The organism is Ignavibacteriales bacterium (assembly GCA_016709765.1).
In the GTDB taxonomy this organism is placed as follows: domain Bacteria; phylum Bacteroidota; class Ignavibacteria; order Ignavibacteriales; family Ignavibacteriaceae; genus IGN3.
Window position 1 is genome coordinate 61,308 of record JADJMD010000015.1, and the last position, 26,197, is coordinate 87,504.

Annotated in this window: 15 protein-coding genes and 6 pseudogenes; 17 read left to right on the top strand and 4 right to left on the bottom strand. The window is 34.5% G+C overall.

Annotated elements, in window-relative coordinates:
- The first annotated feature begins 22 nt into the window (after nucleotides 1-22).
- From carB to IPJ23_17640, 14 genes and pseudogenes are all read left to right on the top strand, one after another.
- Nucleotides 23-3,187 (top strand): annotated as a pseudogene (gene carB / locus IPJ23_17575) (carbamoyl-phosphate synthase (glutamine-hydrolyzing) large subunit).
- Between the two features lie 604 nt (nucleotides 3,188-3,791).
- Nucleotides 3,792-4,379, top strand: a complete 588-nt coding sequence (locus IPJ23_17580; GenBank protein ID MBK7632472.1) for a T9SS type A sorting domain-containing protein — start codon at nucleotides 3,792-3,794, stop codon at nucleotides 4,377-4,379.
- 227 nt (nucleotides 4,380-4,606) lie between these two features.
- Nucleotides 4,607-4,966: a hypothetical protein gene (locus IPJ23_17585; GenBank protein MBK7632473.1), complete on the top strand. Its 360-nt coding sequence runs from the start codon at nucleotides 4,607-4,609 to the stop codon at nucleotides 4,964-4,966.
- Nucleotides 4,936-5,106: pseudogene (locus IPJ23_17590) on the top strand (RNA polymerase subunit sigma-70). The gene IPJ23_17585 and the pseudogene IPJ23_17590 overlap by 31 nt, the downstream one beginning before the upstream one ends.
- Nucleotides 5,107-6,914: 1,808 nt before the next feature.
- Entirely contained in the window at nucleotides 6,915-7,286 is a 372-nt protein-coding gene (locus tag IPJ23_17595; GenBank protein ID MBK7632474.1) for a T9SS type A sorting domain-containing protein, read from the top strand.
- Between the two features lie 217 nt (nucleotides 7,287-7,503).
- Nucleotides 7,504-9,297 carry a serine/threonine protein kinase gene (locus tag IPJ23_17600; GenBank protein MBK7632475.1) on the top strand — a complete coding sequence of 598 codons (1,794 nt, stop codon included), beginning with the start codon at nucleotides 7,504-7,506 and terminating at the stop codon, nucleotides 9,295-9,297.
- Nucleotides 9,298-9,401: 104 nt separating this feature from the next.
- Entirely contained in the window at nucleotides 9,402-10,007 is a 606-nt protein-coding gene (locus IPJ23_17605) for a tetratricopeptide repeat protein (GenBank protein ID MBK7632476.1), read from the top strand.
- A gap of 197 nt (nucleotides 10,008-10,204) precedes the next feature.
- Nucleotides 10,205-10,774: a sigma-70 family RNA polymerase sigma factor gene (locus IPJ23_17610; protein MBK7632477.1), complete on the top strand. Its 570-nt coding sequence runs from the start codon at nucleotides 10,205-10,207 to the stop codon at nucleotides 10,772-10,774.
- Between the two features lie 18 nt (nucleotides 10,775-10,792).
- A complete protein-coding gene (locus IPJ23_17615) occupies nucleotides 10,793-11,137 on the top strand; it encodes a hypothetical protein (protein MBK7632478.1) in 345 nt (114 codons plus the stop codon).
- Nucleotides 11,068-11,637, top strand: coding sequence for a serine/threonine protein kinase (locus tag IPJ23_17620; GenBank protein ID MBK7632479.1), 570 nt, complete (start codon nucleotides 11,068-11,070; stop codon nucleotides 11,635-11,637). The genes IPJ23_17615 and IPJ23_17620 overlap by 70 nt, the downstream gene beginning before the upstream one ends.
- The gene (locus IPJ23_17625; GenBank protein MBK7632480.1) at nucleotides 11,619-12,257 is read left to right on the top strand and encodes a hypothetical protein; all 639 of its coding nucleotides are present in this window, start codon (nucleotides 11,619-11,621) and stop codon (nucleotides 12,255-12,257) included. Before IPJ23_17620 ends, IPJ23_17625 begins: the two co-directional genes overlap by 19 nt.
- A 59-nt stretch (nucleotides 12,258-12,316) precedes the next feature.
- A complete protein-coding gene (locus IPJ23_17630) occupies nucleotides 12,317-12,970 on the top strand; it encodes a tetratricopeptide repeat protein (protein ID MBK7632481.1) in 654 nt (217 codons plus the stop codon).
- A 46-nt stretch (nucleotides 12,971-13,016) separates the two neighbouring features.
- Complete coding sequence (locus IPJ23_17635; GenBank protein ID MBK7632482.1) at nucleotides 13,017-13,340, top strand: tetratricopeptide repeat protein; 324 nt, start codon at nucleotides 13,017-13,019, stop codon at nucleotides 13,338-13,340.
- A gap of 228 nt (nucleotides 13,341-13,568) precedes the next feature.
- Nucleotides 13,569-15,052 (top strand): annotated as a pseudogene (locus IPJ23_17640) (T9SS type A sorting domain-containing protein).
- 55 nt (nucleotides 15,053-15,107) lie between these two features.
- Here the strand turns inward: IPJ23_17640 and IPJ23_17645 are convergent.
- Nucleotides 15,108-15,907: pseudogene (locus IPJ23_17645) on the bottom strand (M48 family metallopeptidase).
- 104 nt (nucleotides 15,908-16,011) lie between these two features.
- Nucleotides 16,012-17,379, bottom strand: a pseudogene (locus IPJ23_17650) (TrpB-like pyridoxal phosphate-dependent enzyme).
- 277 nt (nucleotides 17,380-17,656) lie between these two features.
- Between IPJ23_17650 and ychF the strand changes: the two are divergent.
- A complete protein-coding gene (ychF, locus tag IPJ23_17655) occupies nucleotides 17,657-18,739 on the top strand; it encodes a redox-regulated ATPase YchF (protein MBK7632483.1) in 1,083 nt (360 codons plus the stop codon).
- Nucleotides 18,740-18,754: 15 nt separating this feature from the next.
- Nucleotides 18,755-19,810 (top strand): ATP-binding protein, encoded by a 1,056-nt coding sequence (locus tag IPJ23_17660; GenBank protein MBK7632484.1) that lies wholly within the window; start codon nucleotides 18,755-18,757, stop codon nucleotides 19,808-19,810.
- Between the two features lie 45 nt (nucleotides 19,811-19,855).
- Here IPJ23_17660 and IPJ23_17665 read toward each other — a convergent pair whose 3' ends face one another.
- Both IPJ23_17665 and IPJ23_17670 read right to left on the bottom strand, forming a co-directional pair.
- Nucleotides 19,856-21,805, bottom strand: coding sequence for a S9 family peptidase (locus IPJ23_17665; protein MBK7632485.1), 1,950 nt, complete (start codon nucleotides 21,803-21,805; stop codon nucleotides 19,856-19,858).
- 135 nt (nucleotides 21,806-21,940) lie between these two features.
- A complete protein-coding gene (locus tag IPJ23_17670; GenBank protein ID MBK7632486.1) occupies nucleotides 21,941-22,219 on the bottom strand; it encodes a hypothetical protein in 279 nt (92 codons plus the stop codon).
- A gap of 316 nt (nucleotides 22,220-22,535) precedes the next feature.
- Here IPJ23_17670 and nifJ point away from each other — a divergent pair.
- Nucleotides 22,536-26,122, top strand: a pseudogene (gene nifJ / locus IPJ23_17675) (pyruvate:ferredoxin (flavodoxin) oxidoreductase).
- Nucleotides 26,123-26,197: the final 75 nt, after the last annotated feature.

Consider the following 26,197-nt stretch of genomic DNA (forward strand, 5'->3'; position numbering starts at 1 on the left):
AAGGTAAACCAAAAAAGTTTTAATTCTTGGCAGCGGTGCTTTGCAAATAGGGCAAGCTGGTGAGTTTGATTACTCCGGCTCGCAAGCTATAAAAGCACTTAAAGAAGATGGGATTACGACTGTACTTGTCAATCCAAACATTGCAACGATTCAAACATCAGAAAACTTTGCAGATAAAGTCTACTTTGTTCCGATTAAAACTGAGTTTGTTGAAAAGATAATTATTAAAGAACAACCTGATTCTATTCTTCTACAATTTGGTGGTCAAACAGCTCTTAATGTTGGTGTTGATTTATACGATAAAGGAATTTTAGAAAAGTATAATATTAAAGTCTTAGGAACTCCGGTTGATACCATTAAAGATACCGAAGATAGATTATTATTTGGGGATCGTGTTGCGGAAGTTGGATTAAAGATTGCCAGAAGTAAAACAGCAAAAAGTGTGGATGAAGCTGTAAAAGCAGCTGAAGAAATTAATTTTCCGGTTATGGTTCGTATTGCTTATGCTTTGGGTGGATTAGGCTCAGGTATCGTCAATAACAAAGAAGAACTTGTTGAAAAAGCGCGAAGAGCATTTTCATTTACAAATCAAATATTGATTGAAGAATCACTTTACGGATGGAAAGAGATTGAATACGAAATTGTTCGCGATCAATATGATAATTGTATTACAATCTGTTCGATGGAAAATATTGATCCGATGGGCATACATACCGGCGACAGCGTTGTAATTGCTCCTGTTCAAACATTATCAGCAAAAGAAAATTTTAAGCTCCGTTCAATTGGAATAAAATTAATTCGCCATCTTGGAATTATTGGTGAGTGCAACATCCAATATGCACTCGATCCGAATTCTGAAGATTACCGAATAATTGAAGTGAACGCTCGATTAAGCCGTAGTTCTGCACTTGCTTCGAAAGCAACAGGATATCCGCTTGCATTTATAGCAACAAAACTTGCACTTGGTTATGCTCTAAATGAAGTAGTGAATATCATAACTCAAGAAACATCTGCAAACTTTGAGCCTGCACTTGATTATGTTGCATTAAAATTCCCTCGTTGGGATTTACAAAAATTCCAGCAGGTTAGTACGCAACTTGGTTCTGAAATGAAATCTGTCGGCGAAGTAATGTCACTCGGCAGAAGTTTTGAAGAAGTACTGCAAAAAGCAATTCGTATGCTTGATGTTGGAATGCAGGGATTTGTTGGCAACGACATGAAGTTTGCAAATCTTGATAAAGAATTATCCGAACCAACAGATAAAAGAATTTTTGCAATAGCTGTAGCTCAAAAAAGGTTACTCTGTAGATAAGATTCATGATCTTACAAAAATTACAAAATGGTTTTTGTATAAGATGAAAAATATTGTTGATCTTGAAAACCAAATTTCTGATAATCAATTAAAAAATATTGATACCGACTCAATGCGCCACCTAAAGCAAAATGGTTTTTCAGATTATCAAATCGGCAAACAAACCAGCACAAAAGAACTTGATGTTCGTGAGTATAGAAAATCACTAAATGTAATTCCTGTTGTAAAACAAATTGACACAATGGCTGCCGAGTTTCCTGCACAGACAAATTACCTCTATTTAACTTATCACGGAGTTGAAGACGATATTTCACTTGGTGAAAATGATCAGATAGTTGTGCTTGGAAGCGGTGCATATCGTATCGGTTCATCTGTTGAGTTTGATTGGTGCTGTGTTAACGCAGTAAACCAGGTTAACAAAAGCGGGTATAAGTCTATTATGATAAATTGTAATCCAGAAACAGTAAGCACCGATTATGATATATGTGATAAACTTTATTTTGAACAATTAACTTTTGAGCGTGTGCTTGATATTTATGATAAAGAAAATCCGCGTGGAGTAATTGTTTCAATGGGCGGTCAGGTTCCAAACAATCTAGCAATGAAACTTCACAAAGCAGGATTAAAAATTATCGGAACTTCTCCAGAACAAATTGATAATGCAGAAAGCCGTCACAAGTTTTCGCAAATTCTTGATGATATAAAAGTTGATCAACCTGAATGGCAGGAAGTTACCACACTTACTGATGCAAAAAGATTTTCAAATAGTGTTGGTTATCCTGTTTTGATAAGACCAAGTTATGTGCTTAGCGGCGCAGCAATGAGCATTGTATTAACTGAAGATGAACTTGAAATGTATCTTAAAAAAGCAACTGATTTGAACTCGGAACATCCTGTTGTAATAAGTAAGTTTATAACTGATGCGCGTGAAATTGAAGTTGACGCGGTTGCAAATGAAGGTGAACTTTTCTGTTACGCAATTGCAGAGCATGTTGAAAATGCAGGAGTGCATTCCGGTGATGCAACAATTGTACTTCCCACCCCAGCGTACTTATTTAGAAACAATGCGAAAAGTAAAAATGATAACTCGCGAAATTGCTCAGAAAGCTTGAAATTACCGGACCATTTAATATTCAGTTTATTGCAAAGGATAACGAAGTAAAAGTTATTGAGTGTAATCTTCGTGCATCAAGAAGTTTTCCGTTTGTTTCTAAAACTCTAAAAATAAATTTTATAGAAATTGCAACACGCTTAATGCTCGGAGAAAAAGTTCCAAGGATTGATAAATCATCTTTCGATCTTGATTACGTTGGTGTAAAAGCTTCTCAGTTTTCTTTTACAAGATTAAAAGGATCCGATCCGGTTACAGGAGTCGAAATGTCATCAACTGGTGAAGTTGCTTGTTTGGGTGATGATTTTAATGAAGCTTTTCTAAAAAGTCTGCTTGCAATCGGACAAAGAGTCCCAACTAAAGGTGTATTGCTTTCAACCGGAACACCAAAAAATAAGGCGGAACTAATTGATGAATTAAAAATCCTGCAGAAGATGGGATTGAAATTTTACGGAACAAAGGGCACATCAGATTTTTATAAAGAAAATGGCGGACTTGATGTTGAGGTTCTCTATCGTCCTTTTGATAACCAGGAACCTAGCATTTTAAGTTATATGGCAAATGGAGAGATTGATTTAGTAATTAATATTCCCAAAACTTCTGAAAAAGTTGAACTTGACAGCGATTACATCATACGAAGAAAAGCTGTTGATTTGAACATTGCGCTGTTTACAAATGTACAGATTGCAAAGAGATTTGTGAAGGCACTAAAAAACTATAAGCCGTCTGAGTTGAAAATGAAAAGCTGGGACGAATACGAATAAAAATAAATTAGATTTATATTTTATTGTAAATATACACTTGATTTGAAAATAAAGTCTAATTTATTTACTTTTCGATTGACATTATTGGGACAATTTATTAAACTCCTGTTTATTGGTGGGGATGTTGTTCTTTTAGAATTCACTTAACTTAATCAATCCTTTGCTGAAGTTACCCAAATGGTTCTGCTGCAGCTGGTCTGATACATTACTGCACATGGTTCTGATGCTGATAAGCTGATATTGGCGGAGAACAATTTAACATAACAACTCCTTCTGCATTTATTCTTAAACTAAATTCTGATGGTGAGAAAATTTGGGTTAATGTTTTTATCACACTCAAATTTTAAAAGCAAATTCTTTGGTTTTACTGCACGGAAACACTTTTATACAGGGATTTTCGAAGTAATTCTGTTCCCTGGGCAATTTTAAAACATTCGATTCACTCCAAACAGCTTTTCAGAATAATCAATTTAACAAAGCAATGCTGCTCGCTGCTGATCTTGGACACTATGTTGGTGATATGCATATGCCGCTCCACATCACAAAAAATTATAACGGGCAGTTAACTGGACAAACTGGTGTGCATAGCAGGTATGAATCAACTATGATTGGAAATTACAGCGCACAAATTATTTATTCCGGAGATAGTTTAGTTTATATAAATAATGTATCAGATTTTATTTTTAATACACTGTATGCTAATTATATCTATGTAGATTCTGTTTTAAGATGCGATAGTTTAGCAAAAGCATTTGCAGGTAATACAAATAGCACTGCATATTATTCAAAACTATGGGAACTCAGTAAAGGTTTCACAATAAAATTGTTTAAAGATGCATCCTATAAATTGACTTGCCTTATTTATACAGCTTGGTTGAATGCAGGAAGTCCAGTCTCTGTGGAAGATGACAATTCAATTCAGATTGTATCTGGTTTTGAGTTAGCACAAAACTATCCTAATCCGTTTAATCCAAGTACAAGTATTCAGTATGCAATAAGCAACAGGCAATTTGTTTCATTAAAAGTTTACGATGTAATTGGAAATGAAGTTGCAACCTTGGTTAATGAAGAAAAACCCGCAGGAAGTTATGAAGTAGATTTTAATGCAAATGGATTATCAAGCGGAGTATATTTCTATTCAATTAATGCAGGCGGTTTTATAGAAACAAAGAAAATGATTTTGCTGCGATAGATAATTTGAGGTTTAAGAATCACCGTTAGTAGAAAAGTTATTACCGCCTTATATGTCGTATAAGTAAGAATATTTTGTAACAATAAACTATTGACAAGCCTCCATTAATCCCCTATTTTCAATTGTGAATTCCACTTTCATAAACTAATTATTAATAACATGTTTGAATCAGATAAGCAGAACATAACCTTATTGTTGGAAGATTGTGTTAATGGAAAAAAGAAGCAATTAATGAATTACTTCCACTTGTTTATAATGAATTAAAAAAAATCTCCTCTAAATACTTACACGAGGAATATCGTAATCACACATTACAAACCACTGAACTTGTTCACGAAGCTTATATTAAACTTATTGGCGGACAGGAAATTAACTGGCAGAATCGTGGCCACTTCTTTGGGATTGCAGCAAATTCGATGAGGCAGATTCTTGTTGACTATGCAAGGAAACATAATTCACAGAAAAGAGGGGAAGGTAAAACTCATCTTTCATTGGAAAATGCTGAGGATATTGCTTTTGAATCCGAAGAAGATATAATCGCACTCGATGATGCAATGAAAAACTTGAAGCATTTGATCCAGATTTAAGCAAAGTTGTTGAATTAAGATTTTTCGGGGGATTGAATGTTGACGAAACTTCAAAAGTCCTGAATTGCTCTGCATCCACAGTTAAAAGAGACTGGAGTCTGGCGAAAGCCTGGCTTTTTAGAGAATTAGGAAAAGAATAAGTAAATAATCCTTTCCCAACATCCCATAAAAATAACCTTTCAGTAATTTTCTTCTTTCAATCAAGACTTTTATCATTTGTCCAAACCACCTGCACTTTTTTCTAAATAATTGACCCCGTTTTTTTAATAATACGCATGTACTTGTAGAAGCAAAAAAAATTAAAATCATTTAACAAAAACGGAGTCTTTATGAAACTGTTACAACTTACATTCCTTGGCTGCTTAATCGTTCTTCAGACATCTATATTCTCACAGACAACTTACACATTGGTTTTAGCAAATAATAATTGGGGTAATCCTGCTGCTTGGAGTCCAAATGGTATTCCCGGGCCTGGTGATTTTGCTATTATAAATGGCAAAAATGTAAACATTTCTGATGCACAGTACACTATTTCCGGATTTATTCTAAATCAAGCTACAATTTTTTTCGATGGAATTGACCCCACACTTACAATTACTGATTCTTCTATTTGGTACTCTGGAGAATTAGATGGCGGTAATGGGGCAAACGGTACTGGTAATATAAATAGCCATTTTATAATAAACCCCAGCGCAACACTCACAACTTATACCGATACGACTGCCAATCAACATTTTCTTCATTTTTATGAAGGGATTAAAGTTATTAACCAGGGAACTATAAATTTTGGTGGAATTACAACTTTAGGAATCAGAGGATTATCTCTTATTCAAAATGAAGGGTTGTTTAATATTATTTCTGACGCTGATTTTGGTGGAGAATCATTTAGCGGAGGAACATTTCTCAATACTTCAACCGGAGTTTTTAGAAAAAGTAGTGGTACAGATATTTCAAGCTTCAATGCCTGGTGGAATTTTATTAATGAAAGTGGTGCAATAGAAGTACAATCTGGAACCCTAAAATTTGATTGCAATGGTTCCTTTAACAATGGGACGTATAATGCTAATGCCGGGGCGTTATTAAGTTTTTCTTCTCTTACCCAAACAATAAAAGGAACGCTAAGTGGCTCACCATCAGGAGATGTAAGACTTTCAGGCTCAACAATAAATGTAGATAGCACCGGAGCTACTCTTGATTTTCAGGGCAGCGGCTTTCAATGGAGCAGGGGAACCATTACTGGTGGCGGTACTCTTACGATTCCCGAAGGATCACTGCTGCGTTTAGTAACAGATCCTACTAATCCACAAAATCAAGCTCTCTATGGTGGAACAACACTGTTAAACTTAGGAACTATAAAACAAGAATCGAATAATAGTTTGTCAATCAGAAATCTATCTGTGGTAGATAATCGTTCTCTTTTTGAAGTAACGACAGATGCTGATTTTACGGGAGGAACCGGAAATGGCGGTACATTTATTAACACAGGAATTTTTCGCAAAAGCGGAGGAGTTGATATTACACAAATTAACGCCTGGTGGAAATTCTTCAATCAAAATGGCGGAGTTATTGATGTTGCTTCAGGAGAGTTAGAATTCACAATGACAAATACCAATTTTTCAAATGAACCTGGCGCGATCATTAAAGGCGTAGGCATTATTAAAGTGCCATCAAATTTTACTAACAACGGAATTACTGCCCCTGGTAATTCTGCTGGTACGCTTTCATATATCGGCAACTTTTTTCCTTCTACTACGGCTGTGCTGGATGTTCAGCTTGGGGGTGTAACTGAAACTGATTATGATAAATTAAATGTAACAGGCAGTGCAAAATTAAACGGTACTTTAAAAGTATCTTTAATAAATGGATTTATACCTGCGGCGGGAGACAGTTTTGTAGTACTTACTACAACAAGCGCAATTACCGATAGTTTTGTAACCTTTGATTTCCAATCTGGTTTATATCTAACGATAAAAAGAACGCAAATAATGTTACAATTTTTGTTGATAGTGTCGGGACAATATCATCGCTTGAAAATGAAACCGATATTAGAACAATTACGAGTTATAATTTATCACAGAATTATCCGAACCCTTTTAACCCATCAACCACAATCCAATTTGCTTTACCGCAAGCCGCTTTTGTAACACTTGAAGTTTTTAATGTTGTTGGAGAACGTGTTGATCTGCTTGTGTCTCAGGAATTAAATTCAGGGAAATACAATTATGAGTGGAATGGCTTAACCCTTACAAGCGGGGTTTATTTCTACAGGCTCCAAGCAGGTAGTTTTGTTGAAACACGAAAAATGATTTTACTGAAGTAACTCAACATTCTTTGTTCAAAGACTCTAAACTTATATTCTATTATGTTTATAAAGTTTAGAGTCTTGTTTGCAAATAGCTTTAATAAAAAAGAAGATGAGAAATTACAATTAAAGTCTTTGCTGTAATAATTAAAATCACTAATCTTGTTTTGAGTATAACTATTTGTATCTAAAAATATCTAATCATAAAAAACCAATTTAAGTATCTGAGTGCATTATGGATAAGAATATCTGGACTGATATAAAATCAATCTTTTTTAAGGCTCTTGAGTTAGATGGCAAGGATAGAGAGATTTATTTAAATGAGGTTTGTAAAACTCCTGAAATCAAAAAAGAAATTCTTACTTTAATATTTGCACACGATAAATCTGAAAACTTTCTTGAAGATTCGATAATTGCTTACGAACCTATCACTGATAATTCAAATCTATTTATAGGCAAAACATTTGGAAAGTATAAGGTTGATAAATTAATTGCACGTGGTGGTATGGGCCTGGTTTATCTTGGCTTGCGTGATGATGAAGTAAAACAAAAAGCCGCTGTTAAGATTATCAACCCTGGTGTGTCCAGTGGCATTGTTATTAAGAGATTTCAAAATGAAAGACAAACACTAGCTAATCTTAATCATCCTAATATTTCCCGATTGCTTGATGGCGGTATTACTGATGATGGAATTCAGTTTTTAGTGATGGAATACATTGAGGGAATTCCGATAGATGAATATTGTGATGCGAAAAAACTTGGCATAAAAGACAGGTTGAATCTTTTTCTTAAAGTTGCAGCAGTTGTTCAATATGCACATAAGAATCTTGTTATACATAAAGATTTGAAACCAAACAATATTTTGATTACACAAGATGGCGAACCAAAGCTTCTTGATTTTGGAATTGCAAAAATTCTTTCTCCCGAAAATAACCCACTTGAGACTGTTACTCAAAGAGGTATATGGAACTTAACTCCGGAATTTGCAAGTCCCGAACAAATCAATGGCGAACCAATAACTACATCAAGCGATGTATATTCGCTTGGAATAATTTTGTATAAGCTATTAACAGGACATAGTCCTTACAAAATAAAAAGTGTATTTCATTCAGATATAAGCAAAATCATTACGCAATCAGAACCAACAAAACCAAGTGAAATAATATTCAAAACAATTGTAAATGAATCCGAAGAAAACAATTCTGAAATCAATCCTGAAACCATCTGCAGGACAAGAGAAGGCAGCATTGATAAACTTCATAAAAAATTAGTTGGAGACTTAGACAATATTATTTCAATGGCGATAAGAAAGGAACCTGAAAGAAGATATTCCTCCGTTGATAATTTTGCCGACGATATTAAAAGGTATTTAAACGATAGACCTGTAAACGCACATAGTGATTCTCTTATCTATAGAAGTAAAAAATTTATTAAAAGAAATAAAACCGCTGTTATACCTGCTGCAATAATTTTTTTACTAATAAATCTGGGACTGGCAGGCGTGTTGTGGCAAGGGCATATAGCTGGTATTGAAAGAGATATAGCTAAGCTGGAAGCGGATAAATCGAATAGAATAAAATCATTTTTACTTGAAATGATTTCGTCTCCTGACCCATTAAAAGATGGTAGCGAAGTAAAAGTAATTGATGTTATTCAAAAAGCATCCGCCAAGCTAAAATCTGAGTTAATAAATCATCCGCAAATTGAAGCTGAGATAAGGACAATACTTGGAAACACATATCAAAACCTTGGTATATATGATTCAGCAGAAACTGAATTAACAAAAGCTTTAGGTTTTAAACAAAAAATATATGGTGATCAAAGTAAAGAAACTGCAATGAGTTTAAAGAGTATTGGATTGATCTATCATTACGAAGGTGATTATGAAAAAGCAGAAGAATACTACAAAAAATCTCTCGCGATTTTGAAGTCAATCGAAACTAAGCCTTCTTTTGAAACAGCGTTAGTGTTAGATACATATGGCACTTTAATGACTGATCAGGGAGAATATGAAAAAGCGGAAAAATAACAGAAGAAGCCCTTCAGATTGCTGAATCAGCTAAAGGTCCTGATGATCCTGATGTTGCCCAAATAAAAAATAATCTTGCAACCTCATACAATTACCTCGAAAAATTGGATAAAGCAGATTCGCTATATAAAGAAAGTCTTAGAGTCTTTAGAAAAGTTTATGGGAATTTTCATATAAGAGTATCAAGCAGCCTGAACAATTTAGCTTTTATATATATCTTTAAGAAAGAACATAAGCAGGCGCTTCCATTGCTTGAAGAAGCATTGAAAATAAAAATAGTTGTGCTTGGTATAGATCATCCTGATTTAATAAATGCTTACTCAAACGTTGGCAGCACATATTTTAATATTGACGATTATAATAATGCTGAAAAATATATGAAAGCCTCTATTGATGTAGGACTTAAAAACTATTCTGAGGACAACATTAATTTAAGCCGCCCTTATAGTTGGTACGGAAAAACTTTAGTGGCTAATAAAAAATTTGAAAAAGGAATTTATTATTCAAAGAAAGCATATTTGATTCGTAAAAAAGCTTTTGGAGAGAAGAATAATCTAACATTAATTACTCAATCACAGTACGGACAAAACTTGCTGGACACAGGTAATTTTAAAGAGGCTGAAAAACAGTTACTCGAAAGTTATAAAGGATTGAATGAAATTTTGGAAATAAAAAGAAGCTACCCAGAAAACTTTAGGGGCAATTGTTGAATTGTACAAAGATTTAAAAAAAGAGAATAAGGTTAAATACTATTCAAATTTAATTATTAAGGAGAAAAATTGATTATTGATTGACAAGATAATCGATTTGGTTCAATGATTTTAATTAAATAACTATTGACAAGCCTCAATTATTCTGCTATTTTCATCTCCAAATTGCGCTAATCTTATAACTATCTTCTAATTTCATGCTTGAACTTACTCAGCAGAACGTGACATTATTACTACAGGATTGCATCAAAGGTAAAAAGGGTGCAGTTGATGAATTACTGCCTCACGTTTACAGCGAATTAAGAAGAATTTCATCCAAGTATCTGCACGACGAATATCGCAAACACACCCTTCAAACTACCGAACTTGTTCATGAGGCTTACATAAAATTGGTTGGAGATCAGAATATTTCCTGGCAGAATAGAGCGCATTTTTTTGGAATAGCCGCACAATCAATGAGACAAATTCTTGTTGATCATGCTCGAAAAAGAAAATCATCAAAACGTGGTGATGGCAAAGCAAATATTTCACTTGATGATGTTCTAGAAACTTCCGATAAATCCGATGAACAAATTCTTGCCCTTGATGAAGCTTTAAAAAAATTAGAATTAAAGGATCAACGTTCTAGTAAGCTTGTTGAGTTAAGATATTTTTCTGGCCTAACAATCGAGGAAACAGCAGAAGCACTCCATATATCCCCTGCAACAGCAAAACGAGACTGGAATTTTGCAAAAGCATGGTTGTACAGAGAAATTGCCAGCGTTTAACAATCAAAGGTTTTTATTTTGGATCAAGATAAGTTTTTAAAAGCTAAACAACTTTTTGAAGATGCAATAAATCTTAACTCATCTCTGCGAAAAGTATTTCTTGACGAAAAATGCGGTAATGATCTAGAACTAAAGAAAGAAGTTTATTCATTATTACACTCCCTTGAAAACACAGTTGATTTTTTAGAAAAGCCTATAACTATTTCACAGAACAGTAATGATATTTTTTCCGATCCATATATCGGAAAACAAATCGGCAGCTATATAATTGATGGCGAAGCAGGTGTTGGCGAATGGGAATTGTTTACACGGGGAAAAGAAATGATAAAGAATTTGAACAAAAAGTTGCTATTAAAATATTAAAACACGGTATCTCTTCAGAATATCTATTAAAAAGATTCCAGATTGAAAGACAAACACTTGCAAACCTTCAGCATCAGAACATTGCAAGACTTTTAGACGGAGGCAGAACAAATGAAGGACTTCCCTACTTAGTTATGGAATTTGTAGATGGAATTCCAATTACTGAATGTTGCAATCAAAAAAAATATAATATAGAAGAAAAGCTAAAACTGTTTCGAGAAGTATGTAATGCCGTTCAATATGCTCATCAGAATCTTGTGATTCATCGTGATCTTAAACCTGGAAATATTTTAGTTACTAAAGATGGTGTTCCAAAACTCTTGGATTTTGGTATTGCAAAACTTATTGATGATGAGTTAGAAGAAAATAACGAAGCATTAACTCGGACTGGAGTTTGGCATCTTACTCCGGAGTATGCTAGTCCTGAACAAATTAAGGGAGAAAAATCACAACGGCTAGTGATATTTATTCACTTGGAGTTTTGCTTTATCAAATCTTAACCGGAAAGCAACCTTATAAAATATCAACAAATTCTCCCGCGGCTATAAGCAAAATTATTACTGAAGAAAAAGTTCAGCTTCCGAGTGAAAGTGTAAAACAAATCCATTTAGTAAATACAGAAAACAAAAAAAATAATCCTGAAAAATTTTCACATTTGTTAAAAGGAGATTTGGATAACATTGTATTTAAAGCAATGCATAAAGATCCTTCAAGAAGATATGTTTCGGTTGAACAGTTCGCTGAAGATATTAAAAAACATCTTGTGGGCTTACCAGTTATCGCGCAAAAAGATACTGCTGGATATAGGTTATCAAAGTTTATTCAAAGACATAAAGTTGGTTTTATTTCCTCAATCGGATTTGTAATCTTTTTAATTGCAAGTCTTATTGCAATTATCTGGCAGGTAAATATTGCGTCGCGCGAACGAGACAATGCTAAATCTGAGAACAAAAAAGTTGAAGCTGTAAATATGTTTTTGCAGGATATGCTCTCTTCAGTAGATCCAACAGAAGTTGGAAAGGATGTAAAGGTTTATGATGTATTAAAAAAAGCTTCGGAAGATGTTGGGAATAATTTTAAAGGTCATCCGGAATTGAAGCATCAGTTAGAAAAACGATAGGAAAAACCTTAGTCGGTCTGGGTGAATATAATGAGGCAAAGTCTCATCTGCTAAAATCTTTGGAACTGAATAATAACGCTTACGGAAAAGAAAGCTTTCAAAGCGCTGAAAGTTTACATGAGCTTGCTCTGCTTTATGATTGGGATGGCGATTTTAATTTATCGGATTCATTGTATAGAACTAGCATTTCACTCTTTAGAAAAAACAAAAACTCACCACCTCGTTCTTTTGCAAGTGTACTAAATGATTATGCAACTTTAAAACAGGAACAAGATAAATTTCCAGAATCTATAGATCTGCTTAATGAAGCATATAAAATATATTTGAATAATTTTGGTGAGAAGGATAGAGATGTTGCTAGTGTTTTTAATAATTTAGGCATCTCTTATGAGTCATTAAATAAACTTGATAAAGCAGAAAATTATTATAGAAGATCACTTGAGCTATACTTGGAGCTTTATGGCCAAAATCGCCCGGAAATATCAACACTATATAACAACTTAGCATACGTTTACATTAGTAAAGATAATTTGATCAAAGCTGAAGAGTACTTTAAAAAATCACTTGAATTAAAAATTAAGACTTTAGGCAAAAAACACTCGCTTGTGGGTTTAGCGTACACAAACCTTGGGGCACTTCAGTATACAATGAAAATTACAAGGCATCAGAATCAAATTTATTTTCAGCATTCGAGAATTTTAAAACCTCGCTGAACAAAAAACATGTCTGGTTAGGTTTGGCTGATTTTGGTACAGCAAAATTCTTATTGAACAATCTAGATATGAAGACGCTGAAATTTATTTAAGAAAATCACTTACCATCTATAATAGTAATTATTCGCAAGATCATCCTAATCTTATTTCAACTTATTCAGAGTTAGGAATCGTAAAGTTTTATCAAAAGAAATACAACGAAGCAGAAAAATTACTTGTCGATGGATATGAAAAGATAAAAAAAATAAAAGGCGAGAAAAATTTTAACACTATAAGAGTACTTGAATATCTTGTTAAATTTTACGAAAAAACCAACAATCCATCAAAATTAGCCTACTATAAATCCATTCTAAGTACTACTTCAAAGTAGAAAACAAAATACCTTAAATAAAGTGAGCCAATTCTCAAGTCTTTTTTTTATGTAGTCCCAAATCCTATTTCTATTTTTACTAACCAGGAGAAGTGTATGAGAAGGTCTATATTGTTTTTTGCTGTAATCATCTTTCAATTCTTAACAAGTTTGGTTTTTGCTCAAGTATCACAACAGTGGGTCGAAAGATTTACCTCTGACAGCACTCTTGATGAGTCTGTAAATGATATGTTCGTTGATGAGCAAGGAAACGTTTATGTTACGGGCTCACAAAAAGGCCCATCCCAATCTCAGCTTGAAGCCGTAACAGTTAAATACAATTCTAATGGTGTTCAACAATGGATTCAAAACTATCATGCACCATTGAATAATGGCGCATTCGGGAGAGCAATTCATGTTGATGATGTTGGAAACGTTTATGTTACAGGTGAAAATGCAATAGTATCCGGTGGTGCTAATGAGGCACTTATTATTAAATACAATTCCGTTGGAACACAGCTGTGGTCCTACAGATTCCAATATATACAAGGTCTATATTGTGGTGGATACGATATAGTCACGGATGCTGATGGAAATATTTATGTGACAGGAGAATACTATACAGGCGTTAACTTTCTAAATAATATATTTCTTGCAAAGTTTGATCTTAACGGAAACATAGTCAATCAAATCTTTTATAATTCTGGTAGTGAGGGTGGAAGAAAAATTGCTTTAGATGGTACCGGTAAAATTATTGTTGGCGGATATGTAAATGATAATGACTCGCTTTCTTTTATAGCTATAAAATATGAACAAAATCTTGACTTTGTGTGGGCATCAAGATGGGGATTGAATGTTGGGAACCAAAACGTTATCGATATGACCATTGATAATAATAATAATATTATTCTAGCAGGAACATCAAACCTTGATTATGAAATAGTAAAGATAGACCCCTCAGGCATTGTGCAATGGAGTAAACTTTACAACTCACCTGCAGGTTGGGATTATTGCAAAGGAGTTGTAAATGATGATATCGGAAATATTTATGTTACAGGTGAAACAGGTACTTTAGGATTTCCACTTTCTTATAAAATTACAACAATAAAATACAGTCCAGATGGAAATGAAATTTGGGTAAACAAATTTGACAGTGATACTACTTATACCGATGGATACGCTGGTTACAATATTGCAATTGATAATTTTGCAAATGTCTATGTTATTGGGCAGAAATACAGCAGTTCAGACATTACAACAATAAAGTATAATTCTGAGGGCAGCTTTCAATGGGCTATTAATTATAACGGACCAAGCAATAGTCTGGATATTCCAGTAGCTATTGGAGTGGATCTAAATGGTAATGTCTATTCAACAGCTAAAAGCTTGGATTTTACTACCGGATATGATATTGCTATAATTAAGTATGTTCAGTCTCCAACTTCAGTCGATGGAGAAAGTAATATTCCGAATTCGTTCTCTTTAGAACAGAATTATCCAAATCCATTTAACCCAAGCACCAGTATTCAGTATGCAATAAGCAGTAAGCAATTTGTAACGCTAAGGTTTTTGATGTTTTAGGTAAAGAAATTGCAACACTTGTTAATGAAGAAAAAAGTGCAGGAAGTTATGAAGTTAATTTTAATGCCTCACAATTCTCATCAGGAGTTTATTTCTATGAGCTGCAGACAGGTTCTTTCGTTGAAACGAGAAAGATGATTTTGCTAAAATAATGAGAAGAATTTTAGAGATGACACCTTGAAAAAGATGTCATCTCTAAAAACACATTTATTTTTGATAATACTGTAATGCTTCTGGTAAATGTTTTTTAATATCTGCAATTCTTGTTTCATCAGAGGGATGAGTACTTAACCATTCCGGTGGTTTTCCTCCGCCTTGTGCAGCCATTCTTGTCCAAAAATCTACGGCGGCATTTGGATTATATCCTGCCATAGCCATAAAGATTAATCCTAAATGATCAGCTTCACTTTCGTGTGTTCTACTGAATGGAAGCATAACACCGACAGTAGTTCCAACTCCATAAGCTGTCATAAAAATATTTTGTGTCGTTTCAGGTTCGTTTTTAAAGCAACAGAAAGGGCTACTCCGCCAAGCTGCTGTAATAAACCCTGGCTCATTCTTTCGCCGCCGTGCTGTGCTATTGCATGTGCAATTTCGTGTCCCATCACCACTGCCAATCCTGTTTCATCTTTGGTTATAGGAAGAATTCCTGTGTAAACAACAACTTTGCCGCCGGGCATACACCAAGCGTTTACTTCAGGGCTTTCAACCACATTAAATTCCCACTGATATCCTTCAAGTTCTTTAGATAAATTTTTTTGTGCAAAATAAGTTTCAACAGCCTTTTGTATTTTTAACCCGACACGTTTTACCATATCAATATCTGTTTTGTTTGAACTAAGTGTGTTGGTTTTTAGAAACTCACTATATTGTGCAAAACTCATTGAGTTAATTTCGCTTGCAGAAATAAGGTTTAATTGCGATCTGCCTGTAATTGGAACGGTAGCACAATAATAAACTGTAAATGCCAGCAAAATAATCGGAACAAATACTTTAAGTAACTTCATTTATACCTCTTGGTTGATTATCAATTTTGTAGTGGTTAAATATATAAAATATTTATTGTAAAAGATGACATCTTTAAGAAAGATGTCATCTTTAGAAATGATAATTAGACAGCAATTGGAGTATCAAGTTCTCTAAGTGCAGAATAAAGTTCCTTGTCTGTTAACTCGTGATCCTGCAACTCGCCATTAAAGTAAGCCTGATAAGCACTCATATCAAAATAACCATGCCCGCAAAGATTAAATAATATTGTTTTTTGTTTTCCTTCGACCTTTGCTTTTTGTGCTTCGCGAATTACTTGCGCAATTCCGTGAGTTGCTTCGGGAGCAGGAATAATTCCTTCTGTTTGTGCAAACTTTACTCCAGCTTCAAAACATTCAAGCTGAGCAATTGCTGATGCTTCAATTAATTTATCTTTTAGTAATTGACTGATAATTGCACCAGCACCGTGATAACGCAGTCCACCAGCATGAATAGGCTCCGGAACGAATGTATGACCAAGCGTGTACATTGGAATCAGCGGAGTTAATCCAACTGTATCACCAAAATCATATCTGAATTCTCCCTTAGTAAGTTTTGGACATGATGCAGGCTCAACAGCAATGCAGCGAACATTTTTTCCTTCCTGAAAATTGTAGCGAAGAAATGGAAATGCGATTCCCGCAAAGTTTGAGCCGCCGCCAAATGGAGCAACCACAATATCAGGAAAATCACCAGTCATTTCTAATTGCTTTATAGCTTCCTGTCCAATTACTGTCTGATGCAGAAGAACGTGATTAAGCACGCTTCCAAGAGCGTAATTTATGCCTTCTGTTGTGGCCGCTCTTTCAACAGCTTCTGAAATTGCAATACCTAAACTGCCGGGAGAATTTGGATCCTGCTCTAAAATTGTTCTGCCGGAATTTGTATTTCTGCTTGGTGATGCAATAACAGTTGCACCCTATGTGTTCATCATAACTTTTCTGTAAGGTTTTTGATCATAACTGATCTTCACCATATATACTTCACAGCTTAAACCGAATTTATGACAAGCAAAGCTTAACGCACTTCCCCATTGTCCCGCGCCTGTTTCAGTTGTTAATCCTTTTGCGCCTTCCATCTTGTTATAAAATGCTTGTGCAATTGCTGTATTAGGTTTATGTGAGCCTGCAGGACTTACACCTTCATACTTATAATAAATTTTTGCCGGAGTATCGAGTAACTTTTCTAATTCGAAAGCGCGGTAAAGCGGAGTTGGGCGATATAGTTTATAAATATTCCTTACTTCATCGGGAATTTCAATATATCTTTCTTTTGAAACTTCCTGTTTAATTAATTCCATTGGAAACAATGCTGCTAAATCTTCCGGTCCAATTGGCTGCTTTGTTCCTGGATGTAAAGGCGGAAGCATGGGATTTGGCATATCTGCCTGAATGTTATAATAGTTTTGCGGCATTTCAGATTCATTTAACAGAATTTTTTTTGATGCACTCATAGAGCACTCCTTTATGATTAATACATTAATGAATAAATAATTAGTGATTAACTAAGATTTAAAAAGATCGTACGGATTTTTAGAATATGTAAATGTTTAGAGGCGCCAACGCCATGTTTGGCTAGCTGAAGTAAAAAAGAAGTTATATGTAAGTTTTTTGTTCAAGATTTTTTAATATGAATTTCAAGTTCAAGATAATTTGCTAACCAGGAATTGTCAAGAGAATCTTAATTATATTTACACATAATCTTTAAGAATTTTAAAGTAAGAGGAATAAATGCAAATAGGAATAGTTGGACTGCCATTTACAGGAAAATCAACTCTTTTTCAAACAATAACAAAAACCTTACTTGATCCAAACGAATTAACAAAATCAGAAGCACATCAGGCTATGATAAAAGTGCCGGATGCAAGATTGGATAAGTTAACCGAAATGTTCGTTCCAAAGAAAAAAGTAAATGCTACGATTGAAGTTGTTGATGTTGTAGGATTGCAAAAAGGTGATTCAGGCTCAACTCAGTTTACTGGAAATTTTCTCGGTAAAGTAAAAACAAATGATGCGCTTGTTCAGGTTGTAAGATTATTTGAGAATGAAACGGTCCCTCATCCCGATGGATCAATAAATATGATGCGTGATATTAATTCATTTGAGACAGAATTTATTTTATCTGATATGGCAATACTTGAAAAAAGATTAGAGACGATTAAAAAACAAATCTTAAAAACTCAGGATGATAATCTTAAACGGGAATTGCCAGTACTTGAAAAGTGTTACGAAATTCTTCAGACCGAAAAACCCTTGCGTGATGCAGAACTTACAAAAGATGAACTGCACATTTTAAAAACATATCAACTTCTTTCTGTTAAGCCAATGCTTATAGCTTTAAACTTTGATGAATCACAAATAAACGATACTGAGAAGTATTTAGAAGAACTTGTTAAACATAAACTCGGGCATAACACAAAAGCGTTATCATTCTTTGGTCAGATAGAAAAAGAAATGGCTGATCTTCCTGAAGAAGACGCAAGCGTATTTATGAGTGATTATGGGATTACTGAATCCGCTTTGGATAAGTTGATTAGAGAGGCTTATGACTTACTTGGACTTCAATCATTTCTAACTGCAGGCGAAGATGAATGCCGTGCCTGGACAATTAAAAAAGGAATGACAGCACAGGAAGCTGCGGGAGAAATCCATACAGACTTTTTCAAAAAGTTTATCCGTGCAGAAGTTGTGCATTACGATGATTTTATTGAAACAGGTTCATTTGCAAAAGCTAAAGAACTTGGCAAATGGCGACTTGAAGGAAAAGAATACATTGTTAAAGATGGTGATATAATTTCTGTTAGGCATAGTTAGGGGGATTGCTCAGTTATGAAAACGAAACCTTCTGATAAAAGCATGAAGTTTAGAGGTTTAACAAAAAAAACTAAACGATTACTTTCTGGTGACGAAAATTATGAAGTAGACTTTAAGTTGAAGTCAACCCAAATTGATCCGGAAGATTTTGTTTCATTCGCAAACTCGAAAAATGGTGGTACAATATTATTTGGAGTTAAAGAAGTTAATGTAAAAGGTTTACAAAAGGGTGAAATTGTTGGTTGTGAAATTGGTGACAAACAAAAACAGATAATTTTAGATAAAGCACTAAGTTGTTCACCATCTATCGATATTTTAATACTTGTTGAAAATCTTAAATCCAAACCAATCTTTAGAGTAGAAATCAACTCTGGCGAGAAGAAACCTTATTCAACCAACTCTGGAAAATATTTAATAAGAGAAAATGGTAGAAACAGAGCACTGCATCCTGTTGATTTGTTGAAAATTTTTATAGAAAATGAAACGGGTGAATTCGTTAAAAGATTTAACACAGTAACTCAAGATATTAATACCAAATTGCAAATACTCAATAAGACTTTCTTAGAACATCTCATCCAAACTACCGAAAAGATCATCAAGCAGTCAGAGGAAAAACTCGAAGAAGTAATTGAAAAACTTAGTGGAGTAAACTCAGACATAGATTATTTGAGCGATGATATTAACCAATCCTTAAAAGAAATTTATGATAGTGCAAATAATGCAGAGTCACTTTCTGATGATGCTATGTTGTTATCAGATGAGAATAATTATTTGATCAAAGATATATTTTCTAAAGTTCAATATTTGGAAAATGATTTAATGAATTTGGATAGTAGAATGAAATTACTTTTAAACCATTTTAATATTGAAGATCCAATCATCACGAAGCAAAAATTATTTCTTAAGGATATGTTTAAAATTGATATGATGCAAATTCCAAATAATCGTTATTCCTCCATTGTGAAAAAGATTAAGAAAAGAAAATATTTTGTGGACGATCAAATAGTCGATAAATTTGGTAAGGAATGTTATAATCGAGCTTTAAAGGAACTTAATGAGGAAAACTCATAATTTTTATTTAGCTGTCACGGTCGCACCGTGACAGCTAAAATGTTACTACTTCAGTAAATAGTTTTCTAAAAAAAGAACTTCAGACCAAATATAAAAATCACGATTAGTTTTTTTTCTAAAACCGTGACCTTCATCTTTTGCAAGCAGGTACCAGACTTCTCCACCGTTCTTTCTAACAATATCAACAATCTGCTCTGCTTCTGTATAAGGTACGCGCGGATCGTTTAAACCCTGCACAACAAATAATGGTTTTGTAATTTTGTGTGCGTTTGTTGTTGGAGAAATCTTTTGTAAAAATTCATTCATCTTCGGATCACGTTCATCACCATACTCAACTCTTCGTAAATCTCTTCTGTAATCCTGGGTATTTGTTAAGAACGTTACAAAGTTGCTTATCCCAACTATGTCAACTGCACATTTTAATCTATCATTAAAATGTGTCATCGAAGCAAGCACCATATAACCTCCGTAGGACCCACCGGTTACTGCAACACGTTTTGCATCAAGATCAGGCTGAGTTGCAATCCAATCTAAAAGTTTACCAATATCCTGTACTGATTCTTCACGTTTAAAACCATTATCAAGCTGTAAATAAGATTTTCCATATCCGCTTGAGCCGCGCACATTTGGTTCGATAACTGCAATTCCCATTTCGTTAGCATAGTATTGCACAATCGGATTAAAATATGGCTGTGCCTGCCCTTCCGGTCCGCCGTGAATATCAATAACAACAGGAAATGGACCATTGCCTTTTGGTTTAGTGATAAAAGCTGGAATCATTCTCGGTTTACCATCAACTTGATCAAAAGTTGGGAAGTGAACAAGTTCAGGAATAACAAAGTTAGAAGTGTTAAGTCCACCAACTTCACTGTAAGTCCAACGTTCAAGTGAGTTGTTAGAAAGATCCATAACATAAACATCGCCGGAAGATTGAGGAGTGTTTAAAACCATAGCAAGTTTTTTTCCATCCGGTTTAAAAGATAAACCGTAAACCTGTCCAACCGGAATTCCGGGAACAGCTTTATACTTCATAGTTTTTGTATCAAGTATAAAAAGTTTTGCCATTCCATCTTCATTGATTGTAAAAGCAAGTTTATCGCCTTGTTCAGAAAGTGTAAATGATTCAACATCCCAATTAATTTCTGAAGTAAGAACAGTAAACTTTTTTGATTGAAGATCATAATAGCGAAGTCTTTGAAATTCAGCATTTTCATCTGAAGTGAAAAAGATTCCTTTACCATCCTTTGAGTAGGCAGCACCGCCGTAGGCAATTTTTTCTGATGATGGATTAACCTGAGTTAATTTTTTTGTATTAAGATCGAGTGTATAAAAATAGCTTTCGTTTGCTGAAACATATTTACCAATGATTAATGATTTATCATCCGGAGCCCAATCCACAGCATACCAGGAGCCGCCTTCGCTTGCAACCATTTCTGCATTTTCGGGATTGTTAATATCAGCGACATAAATATCCCAATCAGTTCCATTACGTTTTGTGGAGAAGTAGGAATACTTATCACCTTTATTATTCCAACTAACTCCGCCATTGCTAGATTTGCCATCAGTTAGCATTTTGAAGTTTCCGTTGTCAACATCAAATGAAAATATTTGATAAAATTCAGCTCCGCCAACATCTTTTGTAAAAAGAAAAATATTTTTGTTTTTATCTGGGCAAAGAGTTGCACCGCTAACCGGCTCTGTAAAAAATGTAATTTGTTCACGCGAACCGCCAGGTATTTTTACTTTGTGGAATTGTGAAGTTTCAGCAAATCGAGTAGAAATTAAAATTCCTTCATCATTGTGTAGCCAATCCTGAAAGGAAGCAGAACGAGTGTTTTGATACTGGAAAATTCTATCCTTTAATTGCTGTGGAATTTCAGGAATGTTTTCCATCACAAGATTTCCAACTTCTTTTCTTTCCACCTGAGAAAAAGTTTGCGTAAATGAGAAGAGAAGAATTGAGAGAAGTAAGTAAAGAGTGAATTTAGTTTTCATAGTTCATCCTTTTTTTGTTTGACTGGAAAAATTGCATCTGGAATACAAATACACAAGAAATAAAGTATCAGCGGTCGTATTATTAAATAAAAAACCCGATTCATTTCTGAATCGGGTTTTATTATCTATTTACAATTACACACTGCGAATATTGTATCCGCTAGAAAATAATGAGCTAATTAAAGTCCACATTGCCGCTAAAATGATGACTGCTAAAACGATCATTATTAATGCAAAGATTAATGAAGCCTGCGCCCAGGTTTTTTTGCTTGGATGTGTTCCATCACCAAAAGCCCAAACAAAAAGCATTATAAATCCAACTAACGGTATTGCTTGAATAAGAAAAGTAATTAACCAATCGCCAATAGACATTGGTTTGTAGTTAGTATTAAAACCGGTATTCAAAGTATCCATCTTAGCTCCTGAAAAGTATGTTAAAAAAGTGAAAGTATTATGCTGGCAGTAAAATTATGTTTAATAAAACTTAATGACAATAAAGTGGTTATTATTCAATCCTATAATCTTTACAACTTACAATAGTTTACGTTACCAAAATATTATTCTTAAAAGTGGGAAAAGCACTTCAATTTATTTCTTCACATTTAAAATATTTGTTTGATTATTGCTCAAATTCTTTGTTTTTGGGCTTATTTGCTTGGTACTATTATTGGGTAAATATAGGCACTTGATATCCGAAAAAATTTCAAACTAATAACTAAACGGTATAATAATGGACAGAAAAAAAGTAACTATAGATGGCAATGAAGCAGCAGCGTATGTAGCGTATAATACAAACGAAGTAATTGCTATTTATCCCATCACACCTTCTTCAAATATGGGCGAGTGGTGCGATGCCTGGGCTGCAGTTAATAAAAAAATATTTGGGGCATGATTCCTTCAGTAAGCGAACTTCAAAGTGAAGGTGGTGCTTCAGGTAGTGTGCACGGAGCATTACAAACCGGGGCACTTACAACAACATTTACTGCCTCACAAGGTTTGCTGTTAATGATTCCTAATATGTTTAAGATTGCTGGTGAATTAACTTCTACAGTTTTCCACGTATCTGCAAGATCAATTGCCGCAGCTGCTCTATCAATTTTTGGCGATCACTCAGATGTTATGTCAACACGCTCAACAGGTTTTGCACTATTATCATCAAACTCAGTTCAGGAAGTAATGGATTTTGCATTGATTTCACAAGCAGCAACTTTAGAAGCACGCATTCCTTTCATTCACTTTTTTGATGGATTCAGAACATCACACGAAGTAATGAAAATTGAAGAGCTGACTAAAGAAGATATGAAAGCGATGATGAGTGATGATTTGATTATCGCGCATCGTAAACGCGGATTGACCCCTGATAACCCTGTAATGAGAGGAACTGCACAAAATCCTGATGTTTACTTCCAAGGAAGAGAAACTGTAAATCCATTTTATAACGCGTGTCCTGCAATCGTACAAAAACAAATGGATAAATTTTCAAAACTAACCGGAAGACAGTACAATTTATTCGATTACGTTGGCGCTCCTGATGCTGAAAGAATTATAATAATGATGGGCTCAGGTAGTGAGGCTGCTGAAGAAACTGTGAACTATTTAGTAAGCAAAGGCGAAAAAGTTGGATTGCTAAAAGTTAGATTATACAGACCATTCTCATTAGATTATTTTATAAAAGCATTACCTAAAACAACAAAAACTATTGCTGTTTTAGACAGAACAAAAGAACCAGGTTCCGGCGGCGAACCGCTTTATCTAGATGTTGTAAATGCGATTTCAGAAAAGTATATGGCAGGCGAACTGCAATTCGCTTTTCCTAAAATTGTTGGCGGCAGATACGGTTTATCTTCCAAAGAATTTACACCTGCAATGGTTAAATCAGTTTATGATAATTTGTCGAATGAAAAACCTAAGGCTCATTTTACAGTCGGAATTATTGAAGATGTTACACACAGCAGTTTAGAATTTGATGCAACATTTTCAGTTGAATCAGCTGAAACGTTCCGCGGCAAGTTTTATGGTCTTGGTGCTGATGGAACTGTTGGAGCTAATAAAAACTCAATTAAAATTATTGGTGAAGGAACAGATTATTTTGCACAAGGTTATTTTGTTTACGATTCTAAAAAATCAGGATCAACAACGGTTTCACACTTAAGATTTGGACCAAAAGAAATTAAATCAACTTATTTAATTAACCAACCTAGATTTATAGCATGCCATCAACAAGTTTTTCTGGAACAGATGGACATGTTAAAAGATGCTAGTGAAGGCGCTACTTTCTTACTTAACACAAAAATAGATAAAGAACACGTTTGGGATTCGTTACCTGAAAAAGTTCAGAAAAATCTTATAGACAAAAAAATGAAATTCTGGATTATTGACGCTTACAAAGTTGGTGAAGCAACCGGAATGGGTGCTAGAATTAATACAATTATGCAAACATGCTTTTTTGCAATCTCGGAAATCTTTCCGCAAGCAACAGCAATTAGCATGATTAAAGATTCAATTAAAAAAACTTACGGCGCTAAAGGTGATAAGATTGTTCAGATGAACTTTAATGCAGTTGATCAAACAGTTGCAAATCTTTTTGAAGTTTCTGTTCCTAAAAATGTTACAAGTAAACTTCAATTGCAGCCGCCTGTTTCAGGTAATGCTCCTGACTTCGTGAAAGAAGTTACAGCAAAAATTATTGCCGGCGAAGGTGATCTTCTACCTGTAAGTAAAATGCCTGTTGATGGAACTTTTCCGCTAACAACAACAAGATGGGAAAAACGAAACATAGCATTAGAAGTTCCAGTATGGGATATGGATACTTGTATTCAATGTAATAAGTGTGTTATCGTTTGTCCTCACGCTACAATACGGGCAAAGATTTTTGAAGAAAAAGATTTGAAAGGCGCACCTGCAACATTTAAATACACAAAATTCAAATCCAAAGACTATGGCGAAGATTTATATTACTCTTTACAAGTTGCGGTAGAAGATTGTACTGGATGTGAAATTTGCGTTGATGTTTGCCCCGCAAAGAATAAAAAGGAAACAAAGTTAAAGGCCATTAATATGGCTGAACAGCTTCCAATCCGTGAACAGGAAAGAGCAAACTGGGATTTCTTCTTCAACATTCCTGATCTTGATAGAAGAAGAGTTGCAGTTTCAAAAATAAAGGACTCACAATTCTTGCAGCCATTGTTTGAATTTTCTGGTGCTTGTTCAGGCTGCGGAGAAACACCTTATGTAAAATTAGTAAGTCAATTATTTGGTGATAGAACTATCATTGCAAATGCAACCGGCTGTTCTTCAATCTACGGCGGCAACTTGCCAACAACTCCTTGGGCAGCAAATAATGAAGGTCGCGGTCCGGCTTGGTCCAATTCACTCTTTGAAGATAACGCTGAGTTTGGCTTCGGATTTAGATTAGCAATTGATAATCACAATCATCAAGCAAAAGAATTACTAAAAGGATTTGCTTCAGAGATCGGCACAGATTTAATTGATGCGATAGTTAACGCAAAACAAAATGATGAATCAGATATTTATGATCAACGAGAAAGAGTTGGTGCTTTAAAGAAAAAATTGGAAGATATGTTAAAAGCTGGAGCTAATGGAAAGGCAAGTGAAATAAAGCATCTGCTAAGTCTTGCAGATTATCTTGTTAAAAAATCTGTTTGGATTATGGGCGGCGATGGCTGGGCTTATGATATAGGGTACGGCGGTTTGGATCATGTTCTTGCATCAGGAAAAAATGTCAACGTTTTAGTTCTTGATACAGAAGTTTATTCAAACACAGGTGGACAGTGTTCAAAATCTACTCCACGTGCTGCAGTTGCAAAATTTGCTGCTGCCGGTAAAACCTCTGCCAAAAAAGATCTTGGTTTGATGGCAATGACTTACGGAAATGTTTACGTTGCTAAAATTGCAATGGGCGCAAATGATCAGCATACATTACGAGCCATCCTAGAAGCAGAAGCTTATGATGGTCCTTCATTGATTATTGCATACAGCCATTGTATTGCACACGGTATAAATATGGGAACTGCAATGCAAAATCAAAAAGCGGCTGTGGATTCAGGACATTGGCCATTGTATCGTTACTCTCCTGATCTTGAAACAGAAGGTAAGAATCCATTTAAACTTGATTCAAAAGGGCTTAAGATTCCATTAAAAGATTATGCGTATATGGAAACACGTTATAAGATGTTAACAAAATCTCATCCAACAGAAGCAGCTATAATGATTAAAGAAGCTCAGGCAGATGTTGTGAGAAGATGGAAAGAATATGAGAGACTTGCAGCTTACGTTCCTGAGAAATCAGAACAATAATTAATTGAACTCATTCCGTCCTTTTACTAGGACGGAATGGAATTTTATGAATTTGAAATAAGTATTAGTTAAGGA

What these genes read in the sequence shown, in the direction of transcription:
- IPJ23_17670 (MBK7632486.1), bottom strand. Translation starts at nt 22,219, where the DNA reads ATGGATACTTTGAATACCGGTTTTAATACTAACTACAAACCAATGTCT.
- IPJ23_17660 (MBK7632484.1), top strand. Translation starts at nt 18,755, where the DNA reads ATGAAAACGAAACCTTCTGATAAAAGCATGAAGTTTAGAGGTTTAACA.
- IPJ23_17600 (MBK7632475.1), top strand. Translation starts at nt 7,504, where the DNA reads ATGGATAAGAATATCTGGACTGATATAAAATCAATCTTTTTTAAGGCT.
- IPJ23_17610 (MBK7632477.1), top strand. Translation starts at nt 10,205, where the DNA reads ATGCTTGAACTTACTCAGCAGAACGTGACATTATTACTACAGGATTGC.
- ychF (MBK7632483.1), top strand. Translation starts at nt 17,657, where the DNA reads ATGCAAATAGGAATAGTTGGACTGCCATTTACAGGAAAATCAACTCTT.
- IPJ23_17665 (MBK7632485.1), bottom strand. Translation starts at nt 21,805, where the DNA reads ATGAAAACTAAATTCACTCTTTACTTACTTCTCTCAATTCTTCTCTTC.
- IPJ23_17580 (MBK7632472.1), top strand. Translation starts at nt 3,792, where the DNA reads ATGATTGGAAATTACAGCGCACAAATTATTTATTCCGGAGATAGTTTA.
- IPJ23_17620 (MBK7632479.1), top strand. Translation starts at nt 11,068, where the DNA reads ATGGGAATTGTTTACACGGGGAAAAGAAATGATAAAGAATTTGAACAA.